Annotated in this window: 18 protein-coding genes; 9 read left to right on the plus strand and 9 right to left on the minus strand. The window is 64.5% G+C overall.

Going from position 1 to position 24812, the window contains the following annotated elements; translation table 11 throughout:
* Positions 1-89 precede the first annotated feature (89 nt).
* Positions 90-1376: an L-pipecolate oxidase gene (amaA, locus tag IRZ77_RS19505; protein WP_196174200.1), complete on the plus strand. Its 1287-nt coding sequence runs from the start codon at positions 90-92 to the stop codon at positions 1374-1376.
* Between the two features lie 108 nt (positions 1377-1484).
* Here the strand turns inward: amaA and IRZ77_RS19510 are convergent, their stop codons facing one another.
* Positions 1485-2912, minus strand: coding sequence for a mechanosensitive ion channel family protein (locus tag IRZ77_RS19510; RefSeq protein WP_196174202.1), 1428 nt, complete (start codon positions 2910-2912; stop codon positions 1485-1487).
* Between the two features lie 320 nt (positions 2913-3232).
* Between IRZ77_RS19510 and ycaC (IRZ77_RS19515) the strand changes: the two genes are divergently transcribed.
* From ycaC (IRZ77_RS19515) to IRZ77_RS19530, 4 genes are all read left to right on the plus strand, one after another.
* The gene (gene ycaC, locus IRZ77_RS19515) at positions 3233-3862 is read left to right on the plus strand and encodes an isochorismate family cysteine hydrolase YcaC (protein ID WP_085691498.1); all 630 of its coding nucleotides are present in this window, start codon (positions 3233-3235) and stop codon (positions 3860-3862) included.
* Between the two features lie 114 nt (positions 3863-3976).
* A complete protein-coding gene (locus IRZ77_RS19520) occupies positions 3977-4285 on the plus strand; it encodes a hypothetical protein (RefSeq protein WP_046613671.1) in 309 nt (102 codons plus the stop codon).
* A gap of 39 nt (positions 4286-4324) precedes the next feature.
* Positions 4325-5143 (plus strand): alpha/beta fold hydrolase, encoded by an 819-nt coding sequence (locus IRZ77_RS19525; RefSeq protein ID WP_085601136.1) that lies wholly within the window; start codon positions 4325-4327, stop codon positions 5141-5143.
* 378 nt (positions 5144-5521) lie between these two features.
* Positions 5522-7363: an amidohydrolase gene (locus tag IRZ77_RS19530; RefSeq protein ID WP_161797614.1), complete on the plus strand. Its 1842-nt coding sequence runs from the start codon at positions 5522-5524 to the stop codon at positions 7361-7363.
* Positions 7364-7517: 154 nt separating this feature from the next.
* On the opposite strand, the gene IRZ77_RS19535 is transcribed toward IRZ77_RS19530, so the two are convergent.
* From IRZ77_RS19535 to IRZ77_RS19545, 3 genes are all read right to left on the minus strand, one after another.
* Positions 7518-9116 (minus strand): MFS transporter, encoded by a 1599-nt coding sequence (locus tag IRZ77_RS19535; RefSeq protein ID WP_196174204.1) that lies wholly within the window; start codon positions 9114-9116, stop codon positions 7518-7520.
* 1 nt (position 9117) lies between these two features.
* The gene (locus tag IRZ77_RS19540) at positions 9118-10380 is read right to left on the minus strand and encodes an OprD family porin (RefSeq protein WP_196174206.1); all 1263 of its coding nucleotides are present in this window, start codon (positions 10378-10380) and stop codon (positions 9118-9120) included.
* An 80-nt stretch (positions 10381-10460) separates the two neighbouring features.
* Positions 10461-11318 carry a LysR family transcriptional regulator gene (locus IRZ77_RS19545; RefSeq protein WP_085601138.1) on the minus strand — a complete coding sequence of 286 codons (858 nt, stop codon included), beginning with the start codon at positions 11316-11318 and terminating at the stop codon, positions 10461-10463.
* Between the two features lie 128 nt (positions 11319-11446).
* Here IRZ77_RS19545 and IRZ77_RS19550 point away from each other — a divergent pair, with 128 nt between their 5' ends.
* Complete coding sequence (locus tag IRZ77_RS19550; RefSeq protein ID WP_196174208.1) at positions 11447-12643, plus strand: YbfB/YjiJ family MFS transporter; 1197 nt, start codon at positions 11447-11449, stop codon at positions 12641-12643.
* Here the strand turns inward: IRZ77_RS19550 and IRZ77_RS19555 are convergent.
* Positions 12604-13515: a LysR substrate-binding domain-containing protein gene (locus IRZ77_RS19555; protein ID WP_046613664.1), complete on the minus strand. Its 912-nt coding sequence runs from the start codon at positions 13513-13515 to the stop codon at positions 12604-12606. The genes IRZ77_RS19550 and IRZ77_RS19555 overlap by 40 nt on opposite strands.
* 279 nt (positions 13516-13794) lie before the next feature.
* Here IRZ77_RS19555 and ycaC (IRZ77_RS19560) point away from each other — a divergent pair, with 279 nt between their 5' ends.
* Complete coding sequence (ycaC, locus tag IRZ77_RS19560; protein ID WP_013974760.1) at positions 13795-14424, plus strand: isochorismate family cysteine hydrolase YcaC; 630 nt, start codon at positions 13795-13797, stop codon at positions 14422-14424.
* A 177-nt stretch (positions 14425-14601) separates the two neighbouring features.
* Here ycaC (IRZ77_RS19560) and IRZ77_RS19565 read toward each other — a convergent pair whose 3' ends face one another.
* The 3 genes from IRZ77_RS19565 to IRZ77_RS19575 form a co-directional block, all read right to left on the minus strand.
* A complete protein-coding gene (locus IRZ77_RS19565) occupies positions 14602-14895 on the minus strand; it encodes a hypothetical protein (RefSeq protein ID WP_196174210.1) in 294 nt (97 codons plus the stop codon).
* 513 nt (positions 14896-15408) lie between these two features.
* The gene (locus tag IRZ77_RS19570) at positions 15409-17196 is read right to left on the minus strand and encodes a monovalent cation:proton antiporter-2 (CPA2) family protein (RefSeq protein WP_196174212.1); all 1788 of its coding nucleotides are present in this window, start codon (positions 17194-17196) and stop codon (positions 15409-15411) included.
* Positions 17197-17420: 224 nt separating this feature from the next.
* Complete coding sequence (locus IRZ77_RS19575) at positions 17421-18395, minus strand: GlxA family transcriptional regulator (RefSeq protein ID WP_108481649.1); 975 nt, start codon at positions 18393-18395, stop codon at positions 17421-17423.
* Between the two features lie 180 nt (positions 18396-18575).
* Here IRZ77_RS19575 and IRZ77_RS19580 point away from each other — a divergent pair, with 180 nt between their 5' ends.
* Both IRZ77_RS19580 and ycaC (IRZ77_RS19585) read left to right on the plus strand, forming a co-directional pair.
* A complete protein-coding gene (locus tag IRZ77_RS19580) occupies positions 18576-18938 on the plus strand; it encodes a helix-turn-helix domain-containing protein (protein ID WP_087500881.1) in 363 nt (120 codons plus the stop codon).
* A gap of 73 nt (positions 18939-19011) precedes the next feature.
* Complete coding sequence (gene ycaC, locus IRZ77_RS19585; RefSeq protein ID WP_004375560.1) at positions 19012-19638, plus strand: isochorismate family cysteine hydrolase YcaC; 627 nt, start codon at positions 19012-19014, stop codon at positions 19636-19638.
* Between the two features lie 117 nt (positions 19639-19755).
* On the opposite strand, the gene IRZ77_RS19590 is transcribed toward ycaC (IRZ77_RS19585), so the two are convergent.
* On the minus strand, positions 19756-24804 hold the full coding sequence (locus tag IRZ77_RS19590) for a trifunctional serine/threonine-protein kinase/ATP-binding protein/sensor histidine kinase (RefSeq protein ID WP_196174214.1): 5049 nt from the start codon (positions 24802-24804) through the stop codon (positions 19756-19758).
* Positions 24805-24812 lie beyond the last annotated feature (8 nt).

Consider the following 24812-nt stretch of genomic DNA (forward strand, 5'->3'; position numbering starts at 1 on the left):
CCTCCCCGCGCGGCCCCGCCCCCCCCCCCCGCCCCCCGGCGATGGGCTGCAAAGCAGCCCCAACAAGAACAAATTGCTGGAGCCGGGCCATGTCCGAACTGCGTCAAGAATGCTTGTGGGAATTCGTCAGCAAACCGACCGTCGCCGCCCAGGCTCTGGCCGGTGAGCACAAGGCCGATGTCTGCGTGATCGGTGGCGGCATTACCGGCCTGTCGGCGGCCATCCATCTGCTCGAACAGGGCAAGTCGGTAATCCTGCTGGAGGCCTGGAAGATCGGTCACGGTGGCTCCGGGCGCAACGTCGGCCTGGTCAACGCCGGCACCTGGATCCGCCCCGACGATGTCGAGGCCACACTCGGCCTGCAGCAGGGCAGCCGCCTGAACAAGGTGCTCGGCGAAGCCCCGGCCGAAGTGTTCGCCATGATCGAACGCCTTGGCATCGACTGCCAGGCCCAGCACAAAGGCACGCTGCACATGGCGCACAACGCCACCGGTATCGCCGACCTCGAGGCCCGCCACGAACAATGGCGCCGCCGTGGTGCCGATGTGGAACTGCTGACCGGCGGCAAGTGCCAGGAATACTGCGGCACCGACAAGATTTCCGCCGCGCTGCTCGACCGCCGCGCAGGCACCATCAACCCCATGGGTTACACCCAGGGCCTGGCCGCAGCGGTGGCACGCCTGGGTGGCAAGCTGTTCCAGCAGTCTTCGGTCGAAGGCCTGGAGCGTGACGGCGATGCCTGGCGGGTGAAGACCGCTCGCGGTTCGGTGCGCGCCGACAAGGTGGTGATTTCCACCGGCGCCTACACCGAAGGCGACTGGAGCAACCTGCAGAAGCAGTTTTTCCGCGGCTACTACTACCAGGTGGCGTCCAAGCCGTTGCAGGGCACAGCAGCCGACAAGGTGCTGCCACATGGCCAAGGCTCGTGGGACACCCGCACCGTGCTCAGCAGCATCCGCCGCGACGACCAGGGCCGCCTGCTGCTAGGCAGCCTGGGCCGGGTCGACAACAAGCCGGCGTGGTTCGTGCGCAGCTGGGCCGACCGGATCCAGAGCCACTACTACCCCGAGTTGGGCAAGGTCGAGTGGGAAATGCACTGGACCGGCTGCATCGACTTCACTCCCGATCACCTGATGCGCCTGTTCGAACCGGCGCCGGGGCTGGTGGCGGTGACCGGGTACAACGGGCGGGGCAATACCACCGGGACCGTGATTGGTCGGGCGTTTGCAGAGTTTCTGCTGAAGGGGGAGGCGGGCAGCCTGCCGATTCCGTTTTCGCCGATGAAGGGCGTGAGTGCACCCTCGCTGCGGACGGCGTTCTATGAGTCCGGGTTCTCGCTGTACCACGCGGGGCAATGCCTCAGAGTGGTGTTGTAAGCACCGGCCTCTTCGCGGGTAAACCCGCTCCCACAGGTACGGCGCAGCCTTCTGAATTTGCGCGGTCTCTGGGGGAGCGGGTTTACCCGCGAAGGGGTCGGCACAGGCTTACTTGTGCAACCAGCTGAGAAAGCCGCCTTTCTTGATCGAAACCGGCTTCTGCAGCAACAACGACTCCCGGTTCTGCCGCCGAAACCGCTGCAACTTGCTCAACGCCGTCTGCACATCGCCGCGTTGCACCAGGCAGCTCTTCACCTGTTCCTTGTCGATCCTGTACAGCACGCAACCGGTCAGCGTGCGGAACTCGGCCAGCGAGTCCTCTTCATCGACGATCCCCTCGATCCCCAGTACCTCGCCCGGCCCCATGCGCCCGGCCTCGACCAGCTTGTCGCCATCGCGGATCGACGCCGAAACCACTCCGCTGCCAATCACCAGCAAATGATCGGAATGCTCGCCCACGCCCAGGATCACCTGGTCGGCCAGGTATTCCACCGCCGTCATGCGCTGGCTCAGCGCATCGCGCTCTTCCGCGCTCAGCGAGCGGAATACCCGCACCTCGTCCAGCACCTCGCGCTGGCGGCTGCGTGGTGGCGTGGCCAGGTCGGCGTTCCACATCACCCCGCTGGCCTCCAGGTGTCGGTGAGCCAGGTCGAACAGCTGGTTGCGCGCGTCGCCCTTGGCGCCCGCGTCGGCCACGAAGCCGCTGGCTTCGTACTCCACCGACTCCAGCGTCGAGGCTTTCACCGTCACCTTTGGTTTTGGCGTTGCAAGAATGGCACTCACGCCTTGCAAGGCCTTTTCCAGCGCATCGAACACCCGCTTGGGCCGCACCTTGGCCGGCACCACCACGCTGATCGACACCCCGTGCACATCGGCCGGGCGGCTGTGGTTGAGCAGCCGGGCCTTGGCCGCCACCGAGTTGGGGATTACCGCCAGGCTGCCGGTGCTGGTGAGCAGGCGGGTGGCACGCCAGTCGATTTCCAGCACCTTGCCTTCGGTGCCGTCGATGGAGATCGAGTCGCCAATCTGATAGGGCCGCGTGGTGTTCAGGATGATGCCACTGAACACGTCGGCCAGCGTGCTTTGTAGCGCCAGGCCGATGACGATGGCCATGACCCCCGACGTAGCCAGCAGGCCCTTCACCGGCAACTGCAACACATAGCCTGCGGCAGCGACCACGGCAGCCAGGAAGATCAGCGCCCCCAGCACATCCTGCAGCAAACGCCCGCCGTGGCTGCCACGGGCGCCCAGCAACAGGCCGAACACCACCGTCACCGTGCGCGCACCGAACAGCCACCAGCCGATCGCCAGTACCGTGGCGATCAGGTTGCGCGAGACATCATCGGGCCAGGGTGGCGGTTGCAGCGGGCTCATGCCGGCAGCCACCAGCACCGAGCTGAACAGCAGGAACAGCACCAGCCGCGCGCCGATGCGCCAGGCCCGGTGCTGGAGAGGGATCAGTTGCCAGAGCACGAGGTCGAGCAGGATCAGGGCGGTGCCGAGCAACAACGGGTATGACTGGATGAACGCCAGCATGGTGGTCTCGGGTGAGGGGAGGGCTGTGGGTAGTAATAGAGCAGGTTGGCCGGGCAGGCAATGGGGCCTGTGCCGGCCTCTTCGCGGCTAAAGCCGCTCCCACAGGTACTGCGCACGATTCAAATCCAGCGCAATCCCTGTGGGAGCGGCTTTAGCCGCGAAAGGGCCGGTACAGCCCACACAAAACCATCGTTCATAAAACAGAACGCTAGAGCCAAAAATCGCTATCTACCGCCAAAAAGGTCATGGTTTTAATCTTCTCCCATCAACGCGAAACACCCCACTTACTGAAAAGATCAAAACCCTTGGGAGCAACGACCATGACCAACTTCAAATACAACCGCCTGAACAAAGACGACGCCGCTGTCCTGCTGGTCGACCACCAGGCTGGCCTGCTGTCCCTGGTCCGCGACATCGAACCGGACGCGTTCAAGAACAACGTATTGGCCCTGGCCGACCTGGCCAAGTTCTTCAACCTGCCGACCATCCTCACCACCAGCTTCGAGCAAGGCCCCAACGGCCCGCTGGTACCGGAACTGAAAGCCCTGTTCCCGGACGCCCCGTACATCGCCCGCCCAGGCCAGATCAACGCCTGGGACAACGAAGACTTCGTCAAGGCGGTGAAGGCCACCGGCAAGAAGCAACTGATCATCGCCGGCGTGGTGACTGAAGTGTGCGTAGCCTTCCCGGCGCTGTCAGCCCTGGAGGAAGAGTTCGAAGTGTTCGTGGTCACCGATGCCTCCGGCACCTTCAATGCCATGACCCGCGACGCCGCCCACGACCGCATGAGCCAGGCCGGCGCACAACTGATGACCTGGTTCGGCGTGGCCTGTGAGCTGCACCGCGACTGGCGCAACGACATCGAAGGGCTGGCGGCGCTGTGCTCCAACCACATCCCGGACTACCGCAACCTGATCACCAGCTACAACGCTTTCAACGCCAACAAGTAAGCCAGATGCGCGGGCACCGCAAACCGGTGCCCGCCAAGGCAGCACACCTGTCCAATCCTGCGCCCGTCCGCCGTTGCACAGTGGATGCGGGCAAGCTCATCCCAAGGAACGCCGATGAACACCGCACTCCAAGACAACCGCGAAGTGGTAACCGTATGCCTGCAACACCAGGTTATTGATAGCACGCCGGGCACCACGGCAGCCCAACCGCCGCGCTGGAAGCAGGCGCTGCTGACCTACCTGGTGATCTGCCCGATGACCATGATCGTTCCACAACTGCTGGCGCCGTTGTTCGCACGCGTCCCGCAGTTGGGTGGAGTGATCACCAGCAACCTGATCGTCAACCTGTTCGTCATCCTGCCCGTGGTGTTCTACATCATGCCTTGGGTAACCCGCCGCTGCGCCAATTGGCTGCGCGGCTGAGCCAGGCCTTTACCTCGACATTTTCAAGGAGATACCGACATGAGCACGTTCGTTACCCGCGATGGCACTTCGATCTACTTCAAGGACTGGGGCAGCGGCAAGCCTGTGCTGTTCAGCCACGGCTGGCCACTGGATGCCGACATGTGGGATTCGCAGATGGAATTCCTGGCCAGCCGCGGCTACCGGGCCATTGCCTTCGACCGCCGTGGCTTCGGCCGTTCGAGCCAGCCGTGGAACGGCTACGACTACGACACCTTTGCCGATGACATCGCCCAGCTGATCGAGCACCTCGACCTGCGCGACGTGACCTTGGTGGGCTTCTCGATGGGGGGCGGTGACGTCAGCCGCTACATCGCCCGCCACGGCAACGAGCGGGTGGCCGGGCTGGTGCTGCTGGGCGCGGTGACACCGGTGTTCGGCAAGCGTGGCGACAACCCTGAAGGTGTCGACCTGTCGGTGTTCGACGGTATCCGCGCCGGCCTGCGTGCCGACCGGGCGCAGTTCATCGCCGATTTCGCCACGCCGTTCTATGGCCTCAACCATGGGCAGCAGGTGTCCCAGGGTGTGCAGACCCAGACCTTGAACATTGCGCTGATGGCATCGATCAAGGGCACATTGGATTGTGTGACCGCGTTCTCCGAAACCGACTTCCGTCCGGATATGGCCAAGATCGATGTACCAACCCTGGTGATCCACGGTGACGACGACCAGATCGTGCCGTTCGAGAGCACCGGCAAGCAGGCGGCGGAGCTGATTCGCGGGGCTGAGCTGAAGGTGTACGCGGGGGCGCCGCACGGGTTTGCGGTGACTCATGCACAGCAGCTGAATGAGGACTTGCTGGCGTTCCTCCAGGAGTAATGGTGGGAGGCATTCGCGGGTAAACCCGCTCCCACAGGGGGATACCACAGTCTTGCAGGCCTGTGGTGTCCCTGTGGGAGCGGGTTCACCCGCGAAGAGGCCAGCCCAGGCAGCACAAATGCTGAACAGGGCTAACCTTCAACCACCCACCGCACATCCATCCAAGCCTTGCCCCTACACCAACCGGCATGCTCCGCAGTTGCGCCTGCCCGCTGCCGCACCCAGACGGAGAACCCCATGTCCCAGGACCGCAACGACAAGACCCGTCGCCAGTTCCTCGCCACCAGTACCGTGCTCGGTGCCGCCGGCGCGCTCTGGTCCGCATTGCCCTTTACCGGTTCCGCCGGTTCCGCTCACGCATTCACCCAAGGAGGTTCCATGACCGCCGACCTGATTCTGTTCAACGGCAAACTGCACACCGTTGATCGTGAAAAGCCCACCGCGACCGCCGTCGCCATCAAGGATGGCCGTTTCATCGCCGTGGGCAACGACGCCGAAGCCATGGCCCACAAGGGCGCCACCACGCAAATCATCGACCTCAAGCAGCGTACGGTCATCCCTGGTTTGAACGACTCGCACCTGCACCTGATCCGTGGTGGCCTGAACTACAACCTGGAACTGCGTTGGGAAGGCGTGCCTTCGGTGGCCGATGCCCTGCGCATGCTCAAGGACCAGGCTGCGCGTACGCCGACCCCGCAGTGGGTGCGCGTGGTCGGCGGCTGGAACGAGTTCCAGTTCGCCGAAAAGCGCATGCCCACTCTGGAGGAGATCAACCAGGCCGCGCCAGATACCCCGGTATTCCTGCTGCACCTGTATGACCGCGCACTGCTCAACCGCGCCGCGCTCAAGGCAGTCGGCTACACCAAGGACACGCCCAACCCGCCGGGCGGCGAGATCCAGCGTGACAAGTTCGGCAACCCGACCGGCATGCTCATCGCCCGCCCCAACGCGATGATCCTCTACGCCACCCTGGCCAAGGGGCCGAAGCTGCCGCTGGAATACCAGGTCAACTCCACGCGCCAGTTCATGCGCGAGCTCAACCGCCTGGGCCTGACCAGCGCCATCGATGCCGGTGGTGGCTACCAGAACTACCCGGACGACTATCAGGTGATCCAGGAGCTGGCCGACAACAACCAGCTGACCGTGCGCATTGCCTACAACCTGTTCACCCAGAAGCCCAAGGAAGAGCTGGACGACTTCCGCAAGTGGACCTCCAGCGTGAAGCTGCACAGCGGTACCGACTTCCTGCGCCACAATGGCGCCGGCGAAATGCTGGTGTTCTCCGCCGCCGACTTCGAGGACTTCCTCGAACCGCGCCCGGACCTGCCGCAGACCATGGAGCAGGAGCTGGAGCCGGTGGTGCGCCACCTGGTCGAGCAGCGCTGGCCGTTCCGCCTGCATGCTACCTACAACGAATCGATCACGCGCATGCTCGACGTGTTCGAGAAGGTAAACCGCGACATCCCGTTCAATGGCCTGCCGTGGTTCTTCGACCACGCCGAAACCATCACGCCGCAAAACATCGAGCGCGTGCGCGCGTTGGGCGGCGGTATCGCCATCCAGGACCGCATGGCCTTCCAGGGTGAGTATTTCGTTGACCGCTACGGTGCCAAGGCCGCCGAGCAGACCCCGCCAATCAAGCGCATGCTCGACATGGGCGTGCCGGTGGGCGCCGGTACAGACGCCACCCGCGTGTCCAGCTACAACCCGTGGACCTCGCTGTACTGGCTGGTCAGCGGCAAGACCGTCGGTGGCATGGAGCTGTACCCGGAAGGCCTCAGCCGTGACACCGCGCTGCAGCTGTTTACCCAAGGCAGCGCCTGGTTCTCCAGCGAGCAGGGCAAGAAGGGCCAGATCAAGGTGGGCCAGCTGGCCGACCTGGCGGCGTTGTCGCTGGACTTCTTCAGTGTCGATGAAGAGGCGATCAAGGGCATCGAGTCGGTGCTGACCGTGGTCGACGGCAAGGTGGTGTATGGTGCGGCGGAATTCGACAAGCTCGGCCCGCCCCAGGTGCCGGTGCTGCCGGAGTGGTCGCCGGTGACCAAAGTGCCGGGGCACTGGCGGGTGGGCACTCCGTCGCTGGCAGCCGCCGTGCACCAGTGCAGCGGGCCATGCGGGGTGCATGCGCACAGCCATGAGAAGGCCCGGCATTCGAGTGTGCCGGTGAATGACTACCAAGGCTTCTGGGGCGCGCTCGGTTGCTCGTGCTTCGCGTTCTAAGCTGAGCTGATGTGAAAAAGGGGGGCCAGTTATTGGCCCCCTTTTTTGTTCCTTCAGTGCTGGCCCCTTCGCGGGCTCGCCCGCTCCCACAGGTACATCACAGCCCTCAGGCTCTGTGCGATCCCTGTGGGAGCGGGCGAGCCCGCGAATAGCATCAATGGTGAGCCTTGTGCTCAGCTCCAGCCAACAGATGCCGAATCTTCACTTCCACCCCATCGGTCTGCAGCATCCGCACCCGCGCCTCGATCTTCAGCTCACCCCGGGTTACCCGGTGGTGATGCCGCAAATGCTCCAGCCACGACTCCTCGAAGAAAAACTCCAGCCACAACGCCGGGTCCGCACTGTCGCGCATCAACCCCCACGACAACGCGCCATTGCGCTTGCGCATCGCCTCCAGCTCCCGTGCGGCCTGCTGGAACGCCTCGGCCTTGGCCGGGTCGATGTGGTATTCCACGGTGACCATCACCGGCCCGCTTTCCTTGTCCATGTCGTCGCTCAGCAGTGGCACCGGCCAATGCAGTGACGGCGTCAGCTCCTCGGCTACGGTTTCCGGTAGCGTCACCTTGCAGGTCAGCAGCGTGCCCAACGCCAGGCCGCCTGCGGCCAGCAGCAGGCTCAAGGTGATCGTTGCATGGCTGGCCAGCGTGCCCCACAGCAACCCGCCACTGGCCATGGCACCAAAGAAGATCAGGATATACACCGACAAAGCCCGCGCCCGTACCCAGGCAGGCACTGAGGTCTGTGCCGCCACCTGCAGGTTGGACAGCACGGCAATCCACGCCGCGCCGCTGAGCAGCATCGCCGGTAGCAGCACATAGAAGTTGCGCACCAGCGCCAGGGCCAGCAGGAACAGTGCATACAGCAGGCTGGCCAGCAGCACCAGGCGGTCGCGGCTGATGCGTTCGCGCAAGCGTGGCAGCAAGGTGGCACCGGCCACTGCGCCAATGCCGATGGCCGCCAGCAGCAGGCCGAAATCGGCGGCGGTGCCATGCATCTCGCCACGCACGATCAACGGCAGCAGCGAGGTACCGGCGCTGGCGCAGAAAAAGAATGCCAAGGCGCGCAATATCACCGCCTGCAAGGGTTTGGCACTGCGCGCGAAACGCAGCCCGGTGCGCATGGCGCCGACGAAACGCTCGGCCGGCAGCAGCGGCTCCTTCACCTCGCGCTTCCACAGGAACAGCACCAGGATCACCCCGGCGAACGAGATGGCATTCAGGGCGAAGGTCAGCCACGGGCCGACCATGCTCACCACCACGCCGGCCAAAGCCGGGCCGACGGCGCGTGACACGTTGATACCGACACTGGAAAGCGCCACCGCGTTGGCCAGGTCGTCCTTGCTCACCAGCTCCGGTGTCAGCGCGCTCCAGGCCGGCATCATCAGTGCCGTGCCGATGCCCAACGCCAGGGTAAGCACCAGCAGCAGGGTGACGTTCATCAGCCCGAGCAGGGTCAGGGCCGCCAGCACCACGGCCACCGCAGACATCCACAGTTGCACCAGCAACAGGTAGCGGCGCTTGTCGACGATATCCGCCGCCGCGCCGGCCGGCAGGGCAAGGAAGAACATCGGTAGCGAGCCGGCTACCTGGATCAGGGCCACATGCAAAGGGCTGGCCGACAGCGTGGTCATCAGCCAGCCGGCGCCCACCTCGTGCATCCAGGTGCCGATGTTGGAGGCGATGGTGGCGATCCACAGCATGCGGAAGGTGGTGTTGCGCAATGGGCTCCAGGCGCCTGAAGGGGATGTGCTCATGTCAGAAGCTGCCTTTGAGTGGGCATTCAATGATCAGGTAGATCCGGTCGATGTCATCGCCGGCCTGGGCCTGGTTGGCGCGGTGGCTGACGTGGGAAAACGACAGGCTCAGGTCCTTGGCGGCGCCGGACTGCACCACGTATTTCAGGTCGATGTCGCGTTCCCAGTGCTTGCCGCCGTCGCCGTACTGGCCCACGTAGACGCCACCGGCTGGGGCATGGCTGCCATCGATGCCACGGCCGCTGACGTAGCGGCCCATCAGGCTCAGGCCGGGGGCGCCAAGGGTGGCGAAGTCGAGGTCGTAGCGCAGTTGCCACGAGCGCTCGCCGGGGCCGTTGAAGTCGGCGTACTTGATCGAGTTGGCCAGGTAGATCGAGTCGCCGCCGACGAAGTCGAACGGGGTGTCGCCCTCGACCTTCTGGTAGGCCAGGCTCAGCGCCTGGGCGCCGAAGCTGTACCTGGCCAGCAGGCTGTAGGCGAGGGTGTCGATTGCCCCGGCACTGGCATTGCCGGTGTCGCGGGTCTTGTACAGGTTGCCGTCCAGGCGCCAGTTGCCCTCGGCCAGGTTCAGGTTGAGGTAGGCCTGGCGCCAGGTGTCATCCAGCTGGCCTGCGTACAGTGCGCCGCCGAATGGCTCGTCGGGTGCGAACGCGGCGCCGGCCAGGCTGATGGCACGTTTGTCGGTGGTAGCGCCATAGCCGCTGAAGTCATCGTGGCTGGAGCTGTTGTCCTGGTTGTTGAAGGCGGTGAAATGCCCGGCCTGCAGGCGCCAGTCGGGCAGGTCGGTGTTGTCCAGGAACCAGCCGGTGGCGTACTCCGGGTGCAGGCGTTTGTCGCTGGTGTCGAACACCGGGGTTTCCACGGTCATTTCGCCGTAGCGCAGTTGGGTATTGCCCAGGCGCAGCTTGAGTGCGGCGCCGGCGCTTGAGTAGTCGGACTCGGCGCGGCCATCGCTGTCGCGCGGCAGCAGGCCGGTGCCGGCATGGCCGCGGCCGCCGTCCAGCTTGAGGCCGAGAAAACCATGGGCATCGATGCCGACGCCGAGCGTGCCCTCGGTGAAGCCGGAGCGGATTTCGCCAATGAAACCCTGGGCCCATTCCTGGCGGTAGTTCTGGCCACTGCCGGAGGGCGAGCGGAAGTCGCTGTGCAGGAAGTAGTTGCGGCTGAGCAGCGACCAGCCGGGTTCGTCAGCCTGGCTGAGTACCGGGCATAGGGCGAGGGTGGCGAGCAGGGCGCGGCCTGGTCCGGGGTTGGCGCGGATCATGGGGCCTCCAAGGGGGATGATCCGGGACTGTGGAGCAAGGATAGGCCAGCGGTCTTGTAAGGTTGTGCTGGAACGGGCAGCTAGAGGCTGAACGCCTTGGCGATCGCATCGATCACCACCCGCACCCGCGCCGTATGGCGGACATCCTGATGGGTCACCAGCCAGATGTCGTAAGGCCTGCCTTGCGCCCACACTTGCTGTAAGCCCGCACGTGCGCCCATCGGCACCGGCAGTTCACCCAGCCCGATGCCACTGGCCAGTGCTTGGCGCACCATCAGCCCCGAGGTGCAAGTCATGGCGATGCGCCCTTTGGCGATCGGTTCGCCGGCCAGTGTCACCTCCTTGCCGCTGTCCAGATAAGGCTGGTAGATCACCAGTTCGTGCCCGGCAAACGCACCACCGGGCACCGGCTCGCCAAAGTGCTTGAGGTACGTATGCGAGGCGAACAGTGCGGTTTGCCAGCGCGCCAGGCTCCGCACCACCAGTTCAGGGTTGTCCGGCTTGTGCGTACGTACGGCGATATCTGCCTCGCGCTGGCTGAGGTTGAGCATCTGCGTGGACGCGTGCAATTGCACTTCGATCCCAGGGTGTTCCAGGCGCAACCGAGCCACGGCTGGGATGATGAAGTCCGATGCGAAGGCGTCGGTACTGGTCACTCTCACTACTCCGCTCAGGCGGTCATCCAGTCCAAGAATCTGCCGCTGCAGGCCGGCGGCGGCAGATTCCATCGCCAAGGCAGCCCGCATAGCCACTTCGCCGGCGCTGGTCAGTGAGTAACCGCTGGAGGTCCGCAGGAACAGCGTGGCATGCAGCGCGCCCTCCAGCGATGCGAGCCGGCGACCCACCGTGGCCTGGTCCACGCCCAGGCGGCGTGCGGCGCCGCGCAGGGTTTGCTCGCGGCACAATGCAAGAAACACGCGGGTGTCGTCCCAGTTCATCGAAGTCGTCCTCGGTGATGCGAAAATGCAGGGCTGGTATGTAAACTCGCTGCGTTATTTCATCGTTCGGCGAATTTATGCTTTCCCCATCACCATCATCAAGCGCCGTTCACGGGGCAGGGGAAATCATGAACAATTCGATACGTGCACCCTGGTTGCCGATTTGGGCTGGGCTATGTGCCAGCCTGGTCGGGATCGGCCTGGCACGGTTTGCCTATACACCGCTGATTCCGGCACTGATCGGTGCTCACTGGTTCGCCAGTTCAGCAGTGGTCTATCTGGGGGCGGCAAACCTGGCCGGCTACCTGATCGGCGCCCTGATTGGCAGGCCGCTGGCTGCCCGGTGGTCGAGCGCCATGGCGCTGCGCGGCATGATGGTGCTGGTGAGCCTGACATTCCTGGCGTGTGCCTGGCCGTTGTCGGTGAGCTGGTTCTTTGCCTGGCGCCTGCTGTCGGGCGTGGCAGGTGGTGTGATCATGGTGCTGGTGGCCAGCGCAATATTGCCCCATGTCACTGCCTCGCGACGCGGCCTGGCCAGCGGGGCCATCTTCCTGGGCCTGGGCCTGGGCGTCGCGGCTTCTGCGAGTCTGGTGCCATGGTTGCTGGATAAAGGCCTGCAGCAGACCTGGCTGGGGCTGGCCGCGTTGTCGCTGCTGCTGACCGTTACCAGCTGGGCAGGCTGGCCCGTTGAACTTGAACATTCGTCGGTGCCCCCCGCACGGCGGCAGGCGGCGGTTTCACCCGCAATTCTCGTGCTGTTTGGGCAATACGCGTTGATGGCCACGGCGCTGGTGGCACCCATGATGTTTCTGGTCGATTACATCAGCCGCGGCCTGGGCGCGGGCACCCACGCTGGCGCTGTAATATGGGGTCTCTATGGCCTGGGCGCGATTGCCGGACCGGTACTGTATGGGTTGTTGGCCGATCACCTCGGTGCCCGTGCCGGCATTCGTCTGGTGCTGCTGGCACAACTGGGTGCGATCGGGATCTTGCTGAGCAGTCACGACCTGCGCCTGCTGGGTGCCGCCGCGCTGCTGATCGGCTCCTTCCCCCCGGGCATCGTGCCACTGGCGCTTGCCAGAGTGCATCAGCTGGTGGACGGCCATGATCGGCAGAATGCGACCTGGAGCCGTGCGACAGTTTCGTTCGCCAGTTTTCAGGCCATTGCCGGCTACGCATACTCGGCGTTGTTCGCCGCCACGGATGGCCACTACGGTGTGCTGTTCGCGGTGGCGGCCGGGGCGGTGTTGCTGGCGCTGCTGGTCGACCTGCTGCTCAAGGAGCGTCAGGCCATGTCGCTGATGGCGAACTCTTCGGCCAGGTGATCGATCAGCGCACGCACCGAAGGCAGCAACCCGCGCCGCGACGGGAAGATCGCATGCACGATGCCGCAACGCGGGTGCCAGTCGGGCAACAACTCCACCAGCCGCCCCGCTGCCAGGTCCTCACGCACCGCCACCCGCGGCAGGTGCGCAATACCCACCCCCGCCACCACGAAATGGCGCAGGGCAAACAGGTCGTCCGTCACCATGCGCGGTGTGTGCGGGATGACGATGCTGCGGCTGCTGTCCTCGCCCTGGAACAGCTCCCACTGGTACTCACGCTGGGCGCTGCCCCAATGCACGCTGGGGAGCGTGCCGAGCAGCTGCGGGTCGAAGCCCTTGGGCAACTGCTCCAGGTACTGCGGCTGGCCGACCAGGCACTGGGTACTGTTGCTCAGCACCTTCATCACCATGTCGGTGTTCTCCAGCGGCGGAAAGCGCACCCGCAGGGCGATGTCGAAACCCTCGTGCAGCAGGTCGACGCGGCGGTTGGTGCTCTCGATGAACAGCTCCACCTGCGGGTACTTGAGCATGTAGCGGGTCAGCATCGGCCCGACCCAGGAATTGAGCAGGGTGGTCGGGCAACTGATACGCACCAGGCCGCGTGGTTCGCTGCGGTTGCGCTCGATGATCTCTGCCGCGCCCTCGGCTTCCACGCGCATGGCCAGGCAACGGTTGTAGTAGGCCTGGCCAATCTCGGTCAGCGAGCAGTGGCGGCTGGTGCGGTGCAGCAGGCGCACGCCGAGGCGGTCCTCAAGGTCGGCGATGCGCCGGCTGAGCTTCGACTTGGGCATGTCCAGCGCCCGGCCGGCAGGTGCGAAGCCACCGTGTTCCACGACTTGGGTGAAGTAGTAGAGGGAGTTGAGGTCTTCCAATGATCGGTCTCCGGTTGTTGGCAGCCTGTGCTGGCCTCTTCGCGGGCACGCCCGCTCCCACAGGTACCGCACTGGCCTTGAAACTTGTGCGATCCCAGTGGGAGCGGGCGTGCCCGCGAAGAGGCCAGTAAATCCAGTGCAAATCTATCGTTCATAAAACGGAACGCTAAAGCCAAATTCTGCTATCTACCGCCGTAAAGGTGATGATTTTAATCTGTGCCCATCAACACGAAACACCCCAGATTGCTGAAAAATTCATAACCCTTAGGAGCACAGACCATGAGCAAATTCACCTACAACCGCCTGAACAAAGACGACGCCGCTGTCCTGCTGGTCGACCACCAGGCTGGCCTGCTGTCCCTGGTCCGTGACATCGAGCCGGACAAGTTCAAGAACAACGTGCTGGCCCTGGCCGACCTGGCCAAGTTCTTCAACCTGCCGACCATCCTCACCACCAGCTTCGAACAAGGCCCCAACGGCCCGCTGGTACCAGAGCTGAAAGCCCTGTTCCCGGACGCCCCGTACATCGCCCGCCCAGGCCAGATCAACGCCTGGGACAACGAAGACTTCGTCAAGGCGGTGAAGGCCACTGGCAAGAAGCAGCTGATCATTGCTGGCGTGGTGACTGAGGTCTGTGTAGCGTTCCCGGCGCTGTCGGCCCTGGAAGAGGAGTTCGAAGTGTTCGTGGTGACCGATGCTTCCGGCACCTTCAACGAAATGACCCGCGATGCTGCCCATGACCGCATGAGCCGCGCCGGCGCGCAAATGATGACCTGGTTCGGCGTGGCCTGTGAGCTGCACCGCGACTGGCGCAACGACATCGAAGGGCTGGCGGCGCTGTGCTCCAACCACATTCCGGATTATCGCAACCTGATTACCAGCTACAACGCGCTGACTGCGGGTAAGTAACAGCCCGTTAGTTGAATGCAAAAAGGCCGGTTCCCTCTGTAGGGAGCTGGCCTTTTTCGTTTGCTGCGCTGGCCCTTTCGCGGGTAAACCCGCTCCCACATGTACTGCACAGTTTCAGCGCCTGTGGTGATCCTTGTGGGAGCGGGTTCACCCGCGAAGAGGCCAGCAAGGGCAACATCAATTCATGGGCTGCGACTCAATCCCATCCAGCAATGCCTCAACCAATCCTTCTGCCATTTCGAGCGCATTCAGGTTGCTCCAGAACAGGCTCTTGCCGGTTTCATCCAGGTGTTCCAGGGCTTTGTAGCCACAGTCGTAGGCGCCGCGCAGGTACTGGGCGACATGCACCAGGGCGTCGTGGGCGGAGACGCCCGGGTTTACTGTGAACAAAGGTGGATGGCCGGCATCGCAGCGGCTGAAAGCGCGCTCTTTGGTGTCGGGAAGAGGTGGATTGGGGACAATTTTATTCATAGCCAAACTCCGATAGAGGTTGGCCGGCACCATCCGTTTCCACGCGAAGGGTGGTGGCTGCACGCGGGGTGGAAAGCCAGGCTATCGGAACCCCGGCAGGCCATTCGGCCTCCCGCGCGCAGCTGCCATGACAACAGCTATTCCGATTTACCTGCCGGGTTTCCACACCCGATCGCTGAACCGACAGCGACCCGGCAAGCCTAGAGAGCAGGCTTTCCCCGGACAATCAGACGGGCTTCGACACGGTGCGTAGGATAATTCGTCAGATGGTATGGCTGAGTAGGAAATGGCTCGCAACGAAGTAGGATGCCGCTGATATTTTTGTGCACTGGGTCCGCTGCGCGGCCCTTCGCGGGCACGCCCGCTCCCACAGGAGTGCGCAAGCCTGGCAAGCGGCGCAGTACCTGTGGGAGCGGGCGTGCCCGCGAAGGGCCGCGCAGCGGACCCAGACAATCTCAAGCCAAAAATACAAAAGAGGGCCTGAGCCCTCTTCCTGAATCGATGCGCCAACCCTCAATCCGCATCCGAATCAAACAACCGCTCCAACTCCGCCCGGGCCTCCTTGGCCGTCTGCATCACCTTGGCCCGGTCATCACGCACCTGTCCCTGGGCCACCAGCACCTCTTCGTCATGCTGGGTAAACCGCGCAATCCGGTCCGCTGCCTGCGCCTCGCTCAACCCCAACCCCACCAATGCCCGGCGGGTCATCTCCAGGCTGGAGTAGAACGTCTCGCGAATCGGCTCGGCGCCGACATCCGCCAACTTGTGCACATGCTGGCGGTTACGCGCGCGGGCCAGCACTTTCAGGTGCGGGTACAGGCGTTTCACCCGTTCCGCGGTGTGAATGGCAGCTTCCGGGTCATCGATGGTGATGATGAAGTATTCCGCCTCGCCCACCTTGGCGGCATGCAGCACCTCGGGGCGCAGCGGGTCGCCGTAGAACACGGGTACCTGTTCGAACATACGGGTCATCTCGATGGTGTCCACCGAGGTTTCCAGAGCAATGAATGGAATCTTCTGTGCCCGCAGGATGCGCGCGACGATCTGGCCCATGCGGCCCATGCCGACGATCACTACCCGTGGCGTGTCAGCCTGGATCTGCTTGTAATGCTCCGGCACCTCACGCGCCGGTTGCGGGCGCTTGAGGGCGTGGGCGCAGCCAATCATCAGCAGCGGGGTAATGGCCATCGACAGGGTAATGGTCATCAGCAGCAGGTCGTAGGTCTGGGTGTCGAACAAGCCTTGGTCCTTGCCCAGCTTGAACACCACGAAGGCAAACTCGCCACCTGCAGCCAGCACCATGCCCAGGCGCAGGGCGCTGGCGCTGTTCAGGCCACCGGCCAGGCGCCCGACGCCGATCAGCAGTACCAGCTTCACGGCCACCAGCAGCAGGGTCAGGCCCAGCACCACCAAAGGCATTTCAAGCAGCAGGCGCAGGTTGGCGCCCATGCCGACGCTGATGAAGAACAGCCCCAGCAGCAGGCCCTTGAACGGTTCGATCTGCGATTCCAGCTCGTGGCGGTATTCCGAGTCGGCCAGCAGCAGGCCGGCGAGGAAGGCACCCAGGGCCATGGAAATGCCGGCTTCTTCCATCAGCCAGGCAGTGCCGATCACAACCAGCAGCGCGGTGGCGGTGGACACTTCCGGCAGGCCGGTGCGGGCCACGGTGCGGAACACCGGGCGCAGCAGGTAGCGGCCACCGACGATGACCACGGCGATGCTGGCGAACACCTTCAGGCCGTGCTCCAGGCTGTCGCCGTGGCTGGTATCCGGGCCACTGGCGGCCAGCAGCGGAACCAATGCGATCAGTGGGATGGCGGCGATGTCCTGGAACAGCAGGATGGCGAACGCGAGGCGGCCGTGCGGGGCGTTGAGCTGCTTGCTTTCGGCCAGGCTCTGCAGGCCAAGGGCGGTGGACGACAGCGCCAGGCCCAGACCGAGCACGATGGCCGCCGGTAGCGTCTGGCTGAAGCCGAACACGGCGATGGCGCCGATCAGCGCACCGGTCAGCAGCACCTGGGCGGTACCGACGCCGAATACGGACTTGCGCATCAGCCACAGGCGCTTGGGCGACAGCTCCAGGCCGATGATGAACAGCAGCAGAACCACGCCCAGCTCGGAAATGTGCGCCACGCTTTCGGTGTCGCGGATCAGGCCCAGCGCTTGCGGGCCGATGATCACACCGGCGAGCAGGTAACCGAGCACGGCCCCCAGGTGCAGGCGCTTGGCCAGGGGGACGGCGAGGACAGCGGCGAGCAGGAAGATCACCGCGGTTTGCAGAAGGCTGCCTTCGTGTGGCATTGGCTCGTACTCCATGAGCTGCCGGGGCAGCGTTAGATCAGTTTGGCGGACAATTCTGGGGAATGTGCGGGTGCCAGACAATCTGCTGTGAGGAAGACACATTGTCCTGAATCAGGTGACAGTCGTGCTGGCCTCTTCGCGGGTGTTGCGCAGGCTTGAACACACCGCTGTACCTGTGGGAGCGGGTTCACCCGCGAAGAGGCCAGCACAGGAAATCTGCATACTCAACTGCCACCAAACTGCGCCCGATACTGCGCCGGCGTCATGCCAATCCGCTCGCAGAACACCTTGCGCAAATGCCGGTCACTGCCAAACCCGCACTGCGCCGCCACTACCTTCAACGGCAGGTCGGTGCCTTCCAGCAGCTTTCGCGCGCGGTCGATCCTTGCATTCTGCAGGTACTGCAGCGGTGTGATCCCCACCTCGCGCAGAAATGTCCGGGCGAAGTTGCGCCCGCTCATGGCCACCAGGTCGGCCATCTTCTGCACGGTGAAGGCTTGCTCGATATGGTCGACGATATACGCCTGCACCCGGGCAATCGGCGAATCATCCCGCGGTACAGCCGCCAGCAGTGGCCCGTAGGGTGTCTGCCCGCCCTGGCGATGGCGGGCGACCAGCAGTACCTTGGCCACTTCCAGGGCCAGCGCCTTGCCGTGGTCTTCGGCCACCACCGCCAGTGCGAGGTCGATGCCAGCGGTGATGCCGCCCGAGGTAATCAGGCAGCGGTCGATCACGTAGATCTGTTCGGTCTCGACCTTGGCATTGGGGAACGCCTGTGCCAGGCGCTCCACGTAGTTCCAGTGGGTGGTGCAGCGATAGCCGTCCAGCAGCCCGGCCCGGCCCAGCAGGAATACCCCGGTGCAGATTGCGCCAAAGCGTTTGGCCCGGCGCACAGCCTGGGGCAGCCAACGCTCGATGCCTGGCAGGGCGATGTCATAGGCCCCCGGGCCGCCTGGCACCAGCAACAGGTCGACGGCCTCCGGCAAGTCCTCCAGGCGCAGGTCAGCCACCACTTTCAACCCGCAAGAGCCGCGCACCGCTGCCTGCCCTTCGGCCAGGGTCAGCAGCCGGTACTTTCGCTCGGCAGGAAGGAAGCGGTTAGCAATGGCAAACGCGTCCATGGGCCCGGTCACGTCCAGCAACAACACATCATTGAACAGCACCATGGCTACGGTACGGTGGGCGGGTTTTTCCTGCATGGCTCTTTTGCCTTGAATGCCGGCCGCCACTAGCGGCCTGAAGCTGAATACGGAACGCATCTTAAGGTATCGGCAAAACGGCCAGGGCCAGCAGTGCACAATTAACAACTATTCAGGTCTGGCTCAGGACTTTGTCATGTGCCGGGGGCGAGACTTTCTGCATTGAACAGGAGAGTCGCCATGCACCCCGGGAAGCCCCAAGCGCCGCAGCAAACCCCCGGCGCACTCACGCCTGCGCGGTTGCGCCGGGCCAAGGAACTGATGCTGCACAGCCCATTGTCGATCATCGAAATCGCCGGGGTATGCAACCTCACCCGCAGCCACTTCTCCCGTGCGTTCAAGGTCAACACTGGCCTATCGCCCCAGGCCTGGCGCCTGTTGGCGCGCATGGAAAAGGCCAAGCGCCTGCTTGCCACCGAGGCGCCAATCACCCACGTGAGCCTGGAATGCGGCTTCTGCGATCAGGCCCATTTCACCCGTGCCTTCAGCCGCCTGGTCGGCCAGCCGCCCAAGGCCTGGCGTCAGGCGCAGGTCCACCCTTAAGCCGAACCTATCCGCCGGTATAGCCCCTTGTAGACAGTGCCGGCCCGTTTTCCCAACCCAAGGAGTCACCCCGATGAGCCAACCCGATTACAAGCGCCTGAACAAAGACGATGCCGTGGTGCTTCTGGTCGACCACCAGACCGGCCTGATCTCGCTGGTGCAGGACTTCTCGCCCAACGAGTTCAAGAACAACGTGCTGGCCCTGGGCGACCTGGCCAAGTTCTTCGGCTTGCCGACCATTCTCACTACCAGCTTCGAGCAAGGCCCGAACGGCCCGCTGGTGCCCGAGCTGAAAGAGATGTTCCCGGATGCGCCGTACATTGCCCGCCCCGGCCAGATCAACGCCTGGGACAATGAAGACTTCGTCAAGGCGATCAAGGCTACTGGCCGCAAGCAGCTGATTATCGCCGGCGTGGTGACCGATGTGTGCGTAGCGTTCCCGACCCTGTCGGCGCTGGCAGAAGGTTTTGAAGTGTTCGTGGTGACCGATGCTTCTGGCACCTTCAACGAAACCGTGCAGCAGGCGGCCTGGGTGCGCATGACCCAGGCGGGTGCACAGATGATGAACTGGTTCTCGGTGGCCTGTGAGCTGCACCGCGACTGGCGCAACGACATCGAAGGGCTGGGTAACCTGCTGTCGCAGCGGATTCCCAACTACCGCAACCTGATGAACAGCTATGCGGCCCTGAGCGCCCGTTGATGTAAACCTGTACCGGCCCCTTCGCGGGTGAACCCGCTCCCACAGGAACCGTGCAGTTCTCAGGCTGTGCACTCTCCCTGTGGGAGCGGGTTCACCCGCGAAAGGGCCGGTACAGGCTTAGGAAGGATTCACAGGCAGCGTAAAGCGAATCCGGCACCCGCCCAGCTCCGACACCAGCGCCTGCAACTCCCCTCCATGGGCCTGCACCACCGAGCTGCAGATTGCCAAACCCATCCCCATGCCGCCGATCTTGGTGGTATGAAACGCATCGAACACCCGCTCACGCTCATCCGCAGCTATCCCCGGCCCGTTGTCGTCCACGCAGACCTCCACATCATCCCCGACCACCGCCAACGCAATCCGCAGCACCCCATCGCTGCGATACCCCGCCAGCGCCTCCAGGCCATTGGTAATCAGGTTGAACACCAACTGCTGCAACTGCACCGGGTCGGCCATCACGCTCACCCCTGCCTGCAACCGCGTCTGCACGTCCACCGTGCCCTTGGCGGCATCGGCCGAGGTCAGGCGCACCACTTCGCGGATCAGTTCGTCCAGCTTCACCGCCTTGAGTTGCATTGGCGACTGCTTGGCCAGTGAGCGCAGCGCACGCACGATGTTGGCGGCCCGTTCGCTGTCGTTGCGGATGTCTTCCAGGCCAGCAATCGCCTCTTCCAGGTCGGGCTTGGCTCGCTTCAGCCAGCGCAGGCTGGCAGCGGCGTTGGAAGCTATGCCCAGCAGCGGCTGGCTGATCTCATGGGCGATGGACGCGGACAGCTCGTTCATCACCTGCAGGTGCGCTGTGCGCGCCAACTCCGCGCGGGAGCGGCGCAACTCGGCTTCCATCTGGGCGCGAGTCTGGTTGTCTTCGGCCAGGCGTGTGTAGAACTTGGCGGTTTGCAGCGACACTGCCGCCTGCGAGGCGAGGATTTCCAGCATGGCCAGGCGCTGGCTGCCGAACAGGTTCGGTACCAGGCGGTTTTCCAGGTACACCAGGCCGATCAGCACGCCCTGGATCACCAGCGGCAGGCATAGCACCGAACGGGCTTTGCGCGCCTGCAACTGCTGGCGGAAGGCCTCGGGGCAATCGCTCTGGGCATCGTTGAGCACCAGGGGCTTCTTGGTGCGCATGGTGGCGTTGATGATCGACAGCGGTGCCTGGGTCATGAACTTCTGGCAGTCGTCCATGCTCACGTGCAGCCCGGCGTCGTCAATGTAGGCGAGGGCCGCCATCTGAAATTCGGCACCGCTGACGATCAGCAGCGCACCGTGATCGGCGCCGGAGTGCTGCGTCAGTTGGCCCATCAGGGTTTCGATCAGGCCTTCGAGCAGCACTTCCTCGGAGAGCGCCCGTGCTGCCTCGATGCCGGCTTCCAGGTCGAGCTTGGCCTGGTGGGTGGCGCGGTGGCTTTCCTGGATCGGCTGAGTGCGCAGGAATGGATGCAAAGCCTCCAGTTGGTGCACCTTGCCGGTCGCACCCCAGATATGGAAACAGTCGCGGGCGATGCGCAGGTGCAGGTTGGCGCCAGAGATCAGGCCGCTGGGGATACATACCTCGGCCAGCTGTTCGTGGGCCAGCGCCTGCTCGTGGATGAAACCGGCGGCGGTGGCGGCGATCTGTGCCTGGTCGAAGCAGCGGATGGCGGCCAGGCCGTCGCCTTCGAGCTTGGCGATCACGCCTTCGATCAGCAACAGCTTGTTGCGGAAGGTGGCCGGGTTGAAGCCGGCCCAGCGGCCGAAGCGCTCGCGCAGGGCCCGTAGCTCGCGCAGTTTGTCGGCAGGGCTGCCAATGGCCTCGGGGCTGCCCAGGGCCAGGCCGCGGAACAGGTGATAATCAGCCAGGTTGATGTGCGCTGGTACCGCCCAGGTGTTGTCGCCGGCCAGTGCAAGGTTGCGCATGGCCTGCGGGATATCGCCCAGGTAGAAGTCGCCCATGCCGGCCATCAGGTACTGGAAGAATCGCGTGGTAGGCGATTTCGAGGCTGTGGCCGAGGCCGGGGAGGGCGTGCCGCTCAATTTGGCGATGAACGCTTGCTGGGCCTGCAGGATCTGCTCGATGTCGCGGTAACCGTGGCGACGCACGGTGGCCAGGCCTTGCGCCAGTTCCTCCACCACGTCCGGCAGGTAGCGGCCCATGAACAGCGAATCGGAAACCAGGTGGTTGCAGGCATAGCAGCTCATCGCCAAGTCACCGCTCACGCGCCCTGAGTCAACCGCATCCAGCGCGGTGCGGCGGGCGAACTCCATGGGCGAGGTCCAGGCGCTGACCTGGTCCAGGGCCAGCAGCGCGCTGGTCAAGTCAGCGTCGAAACCGTGCCGCTCTATCAGTTTGAGCGCAGCCAGGCAGCAAGCATGGCCATCATGGTAGGCGCCGAAGCGCTCGGCAATCATCACCCCGTACCAGGCCATGCCATAGGTGCTGCCCGGCGCGACGCCGTGCAGCAGTGACAGCTCCATGAGCTTGGCCAGGTGCAGGAAGCAGATGTCGTCCTTCACGAAAAACGATGACGACAGGGTGGCCAGCAGGCTGATGGCAACTGTCACTTCCTCCGAATCGGTGCGCTGCAGCGACTCCAGGCAGTGCCGGCCTTTCTGTTCGACCAAGGCCTGTACATGGGCATGACTGGCCTCGACCTGTTGCCAGTCGACACCTCGCACCGTGCTCATACCCAGCAAGTCCAGGCCGGATATGGCGCTGTCGATGGCCGCCTGATAGTCGCCGCGCAAGGTGCACAGCAGCGCCTGCAGGCGGCATACCCGCGCCTGGTCCAACGCCGAGCGAGCGCGCTGGCGGCATTCAGTGATGCGGGCCTCGGCCGCGATCATTCGCGACAGTTGCATGTCGCATTCGGTGGCCATGCAGGCGATGGCAAAGCCATGCGTGGCGCGGCTTTCCAGCGTTGCGCAGTGGTGCAGCAACTGCTCGGCCGTGTGCAGGTAGCCAGCTGTCTGTTCGAAAGCGCCGTTGTCGCGTGCGCGTGCTGCGGCTTCGCGTAAAAGCTGCAGGAACGCTTCGCAGTCATCCGCTGCAAACCCGCATGGGCTGGCGCGTTGAAGCTGGTTGGCAAGCTCGAACAGTGCCTCGTGCAGGCGCCCCGGCCAGGCCTTGCGCATGGCCAGGGCGATATGTGCATGCAACTGGGCACGCTCGCGCGCGGGCGTGAGAGCGTACGCGGCTTCCATCACCCGCTCGTGGGCGAAGCCCAGGCCGTTCTGGCCCGATTGCAGGAAACCCGCGCCAACCAAGGCTTTCAACGGTTCGCCGGGCACTTGAGAGAGCACCTGCTGAAGCAGGCGTTCATCGCAGCGGCTGCCCGCCGCGCTAGCCACCCGCAGCAGGTTGCGCTGCGGCTCTGGCAGGCGCGCCAGGCGGTGGATCATCAGGTCGGCGACATTGTCGGAATAGCGGTGGCGGGCCACGGCCTTCAGGCACCATGACCAGCGCATGGCCTGGGTATCGAAGGTGAACAGCTGGTCCTCGACCAGGGCCCGGAGAATCTGATTGATGAAGAACGGGTTGCCCGCCGTCTTTTCGTGCACCAGTTCGGCTACCTGCAATGCGTCCTCGGCGCCGACGTGGTAGCGCTCGCCGATCAGCTCGGCCACCGCGCCCACCGGCAGGGGCCGCAGGTTCAGTGTGGTGCTGCGCACCGCTGCGGGCAGGGCAAGGGGGGGACTGCTGGCTGGGGCATCATTGCGCCGGGCAAAGATCAGCAACAGATTGCCGGGCGCGTGAGCCAGCAGTTGCGCCAGCAGTTGCTGGCTGGCGTCGTCGACCCACTGCAGGTCATCGAAGAACAGCACCAGCGGCTGGCCGGGGCGGCTGAACACCTGCAGGAGCTCGACGATCGCCCGCAGCTCCTTCTGCAGCGCCAGGCGCGTGGGCTTGGCCGGCAACTCGGGCAGGGGGCCGAGGACCAGTTGCAAGTCTGGCGCCAGCTTGCCCAGCAGCCGGCCGTGGCCTTTGATGCGGCGCAGCATCTCGCGGCGCAGGGTGTCGAGGTCCTGGCTGTTCTTGGCCAGCAACTGGGTGGTCAGCGCGCCGAGAATCTCGACCCAGGGCGCGTAGGGCACTGCCTGGGCAACGCCATTGCATTTGCCGGTGGCCCAGTAACCCTGGGCGTTGGCCTTGAGTGCTGCCTCGACCAGGCTCGACTTGCCCATGCCGGTAGCCCCATTGATGAACAGGGCTTGTGGCTTGCTGTCTCGGCGCAGGGCCTTGAGCAGCAGGGCGATGGACTTCTGCTCGGCGCAGCGGCCATACAGGCGTGCGCGGTCGGGCGTGACCGGGTCGGCACAGCCTGGCTCGAAGGCCTCCATGGATTTGCTGGCGGCCCATTGCCGTTGGCAATGGGCCAGGTCAACCGCCAGGGCGCGGGCACTCTGGTAGCGGGCATCCGGCTCTTTGGCCAAGGCCTTGGCCAGGATCCGGCTGAGAGGTTGCGGCACATTGCTGTCCACTTCGCAGGCCGCTCGTGGCTGCACGCCCGCATGCAGCTGGCGCCAGTGCTGGGTGTCGCGTCCGGCTAGCGGCAGTTCGCCCAGCAGTAGCTGGTAGAGGATCGCACCCAGCGCATAGATGTCGGTGCGTCGGTCGCTGCTGCTGCCGTGCGGGCAGACCTGTTCTGGCGCCAGGTACGCCCAGTTGCCGAGCGCGGTGCCCTGTTCGCTGATCAGCTGCGCCGGGTCGGCGCGAAAGCAGCCCAGCCGCACTCGTTGGTTGGTGTGCAGGCACACATGTTCTGGCTGCAGCGCGCCGTGTAGCACATTGCGTTCGTGGGCCTGGGCCAAGGCAGTGGCCGCGTTTACCGCAATCTCGAGAAACGGCGTCAGGGCTGCTGGGCCTTCTGCGATAAGGTCGGCGATGGAGCGGCCGGCCGGGTACACCAGTAGCGGGCCTTCGGCCGAACGCACGAACGCCGAGGGGATCACCGCCCACTGCGGGTCGAGTTGCAGGCGGTAGTCACGTTCCAGGCGCTGGCAGGCGGCGGGGGCCTCGCGCGGGGCGCGTACGGCGATCCAGGCCTGGCGGGTGGCAGGGTCGCGCAGGCGGAAGTAGCTGAGCTCACCTTCCTGGCCCAGCGCGCTGATGTCGCACCGGTTCAGCCAGCCCTCGTCGATGGACTGGTCGTAATCGATGGGCCTGTTGGCAAGGCGTTCATCGAGCATAAGGCACC

Origin of the sequence: Pseudomonas pudica (assembly GCF_015680405.1) — a bacterium.
GTDB classification, from domain to species: Bacteria; Pseudomonadota; Gammaproteobacteria; order Pseudomonadales; family Pseudomonadaceae; genus Aquipseudomonas; species Aquipseudomonas pudica.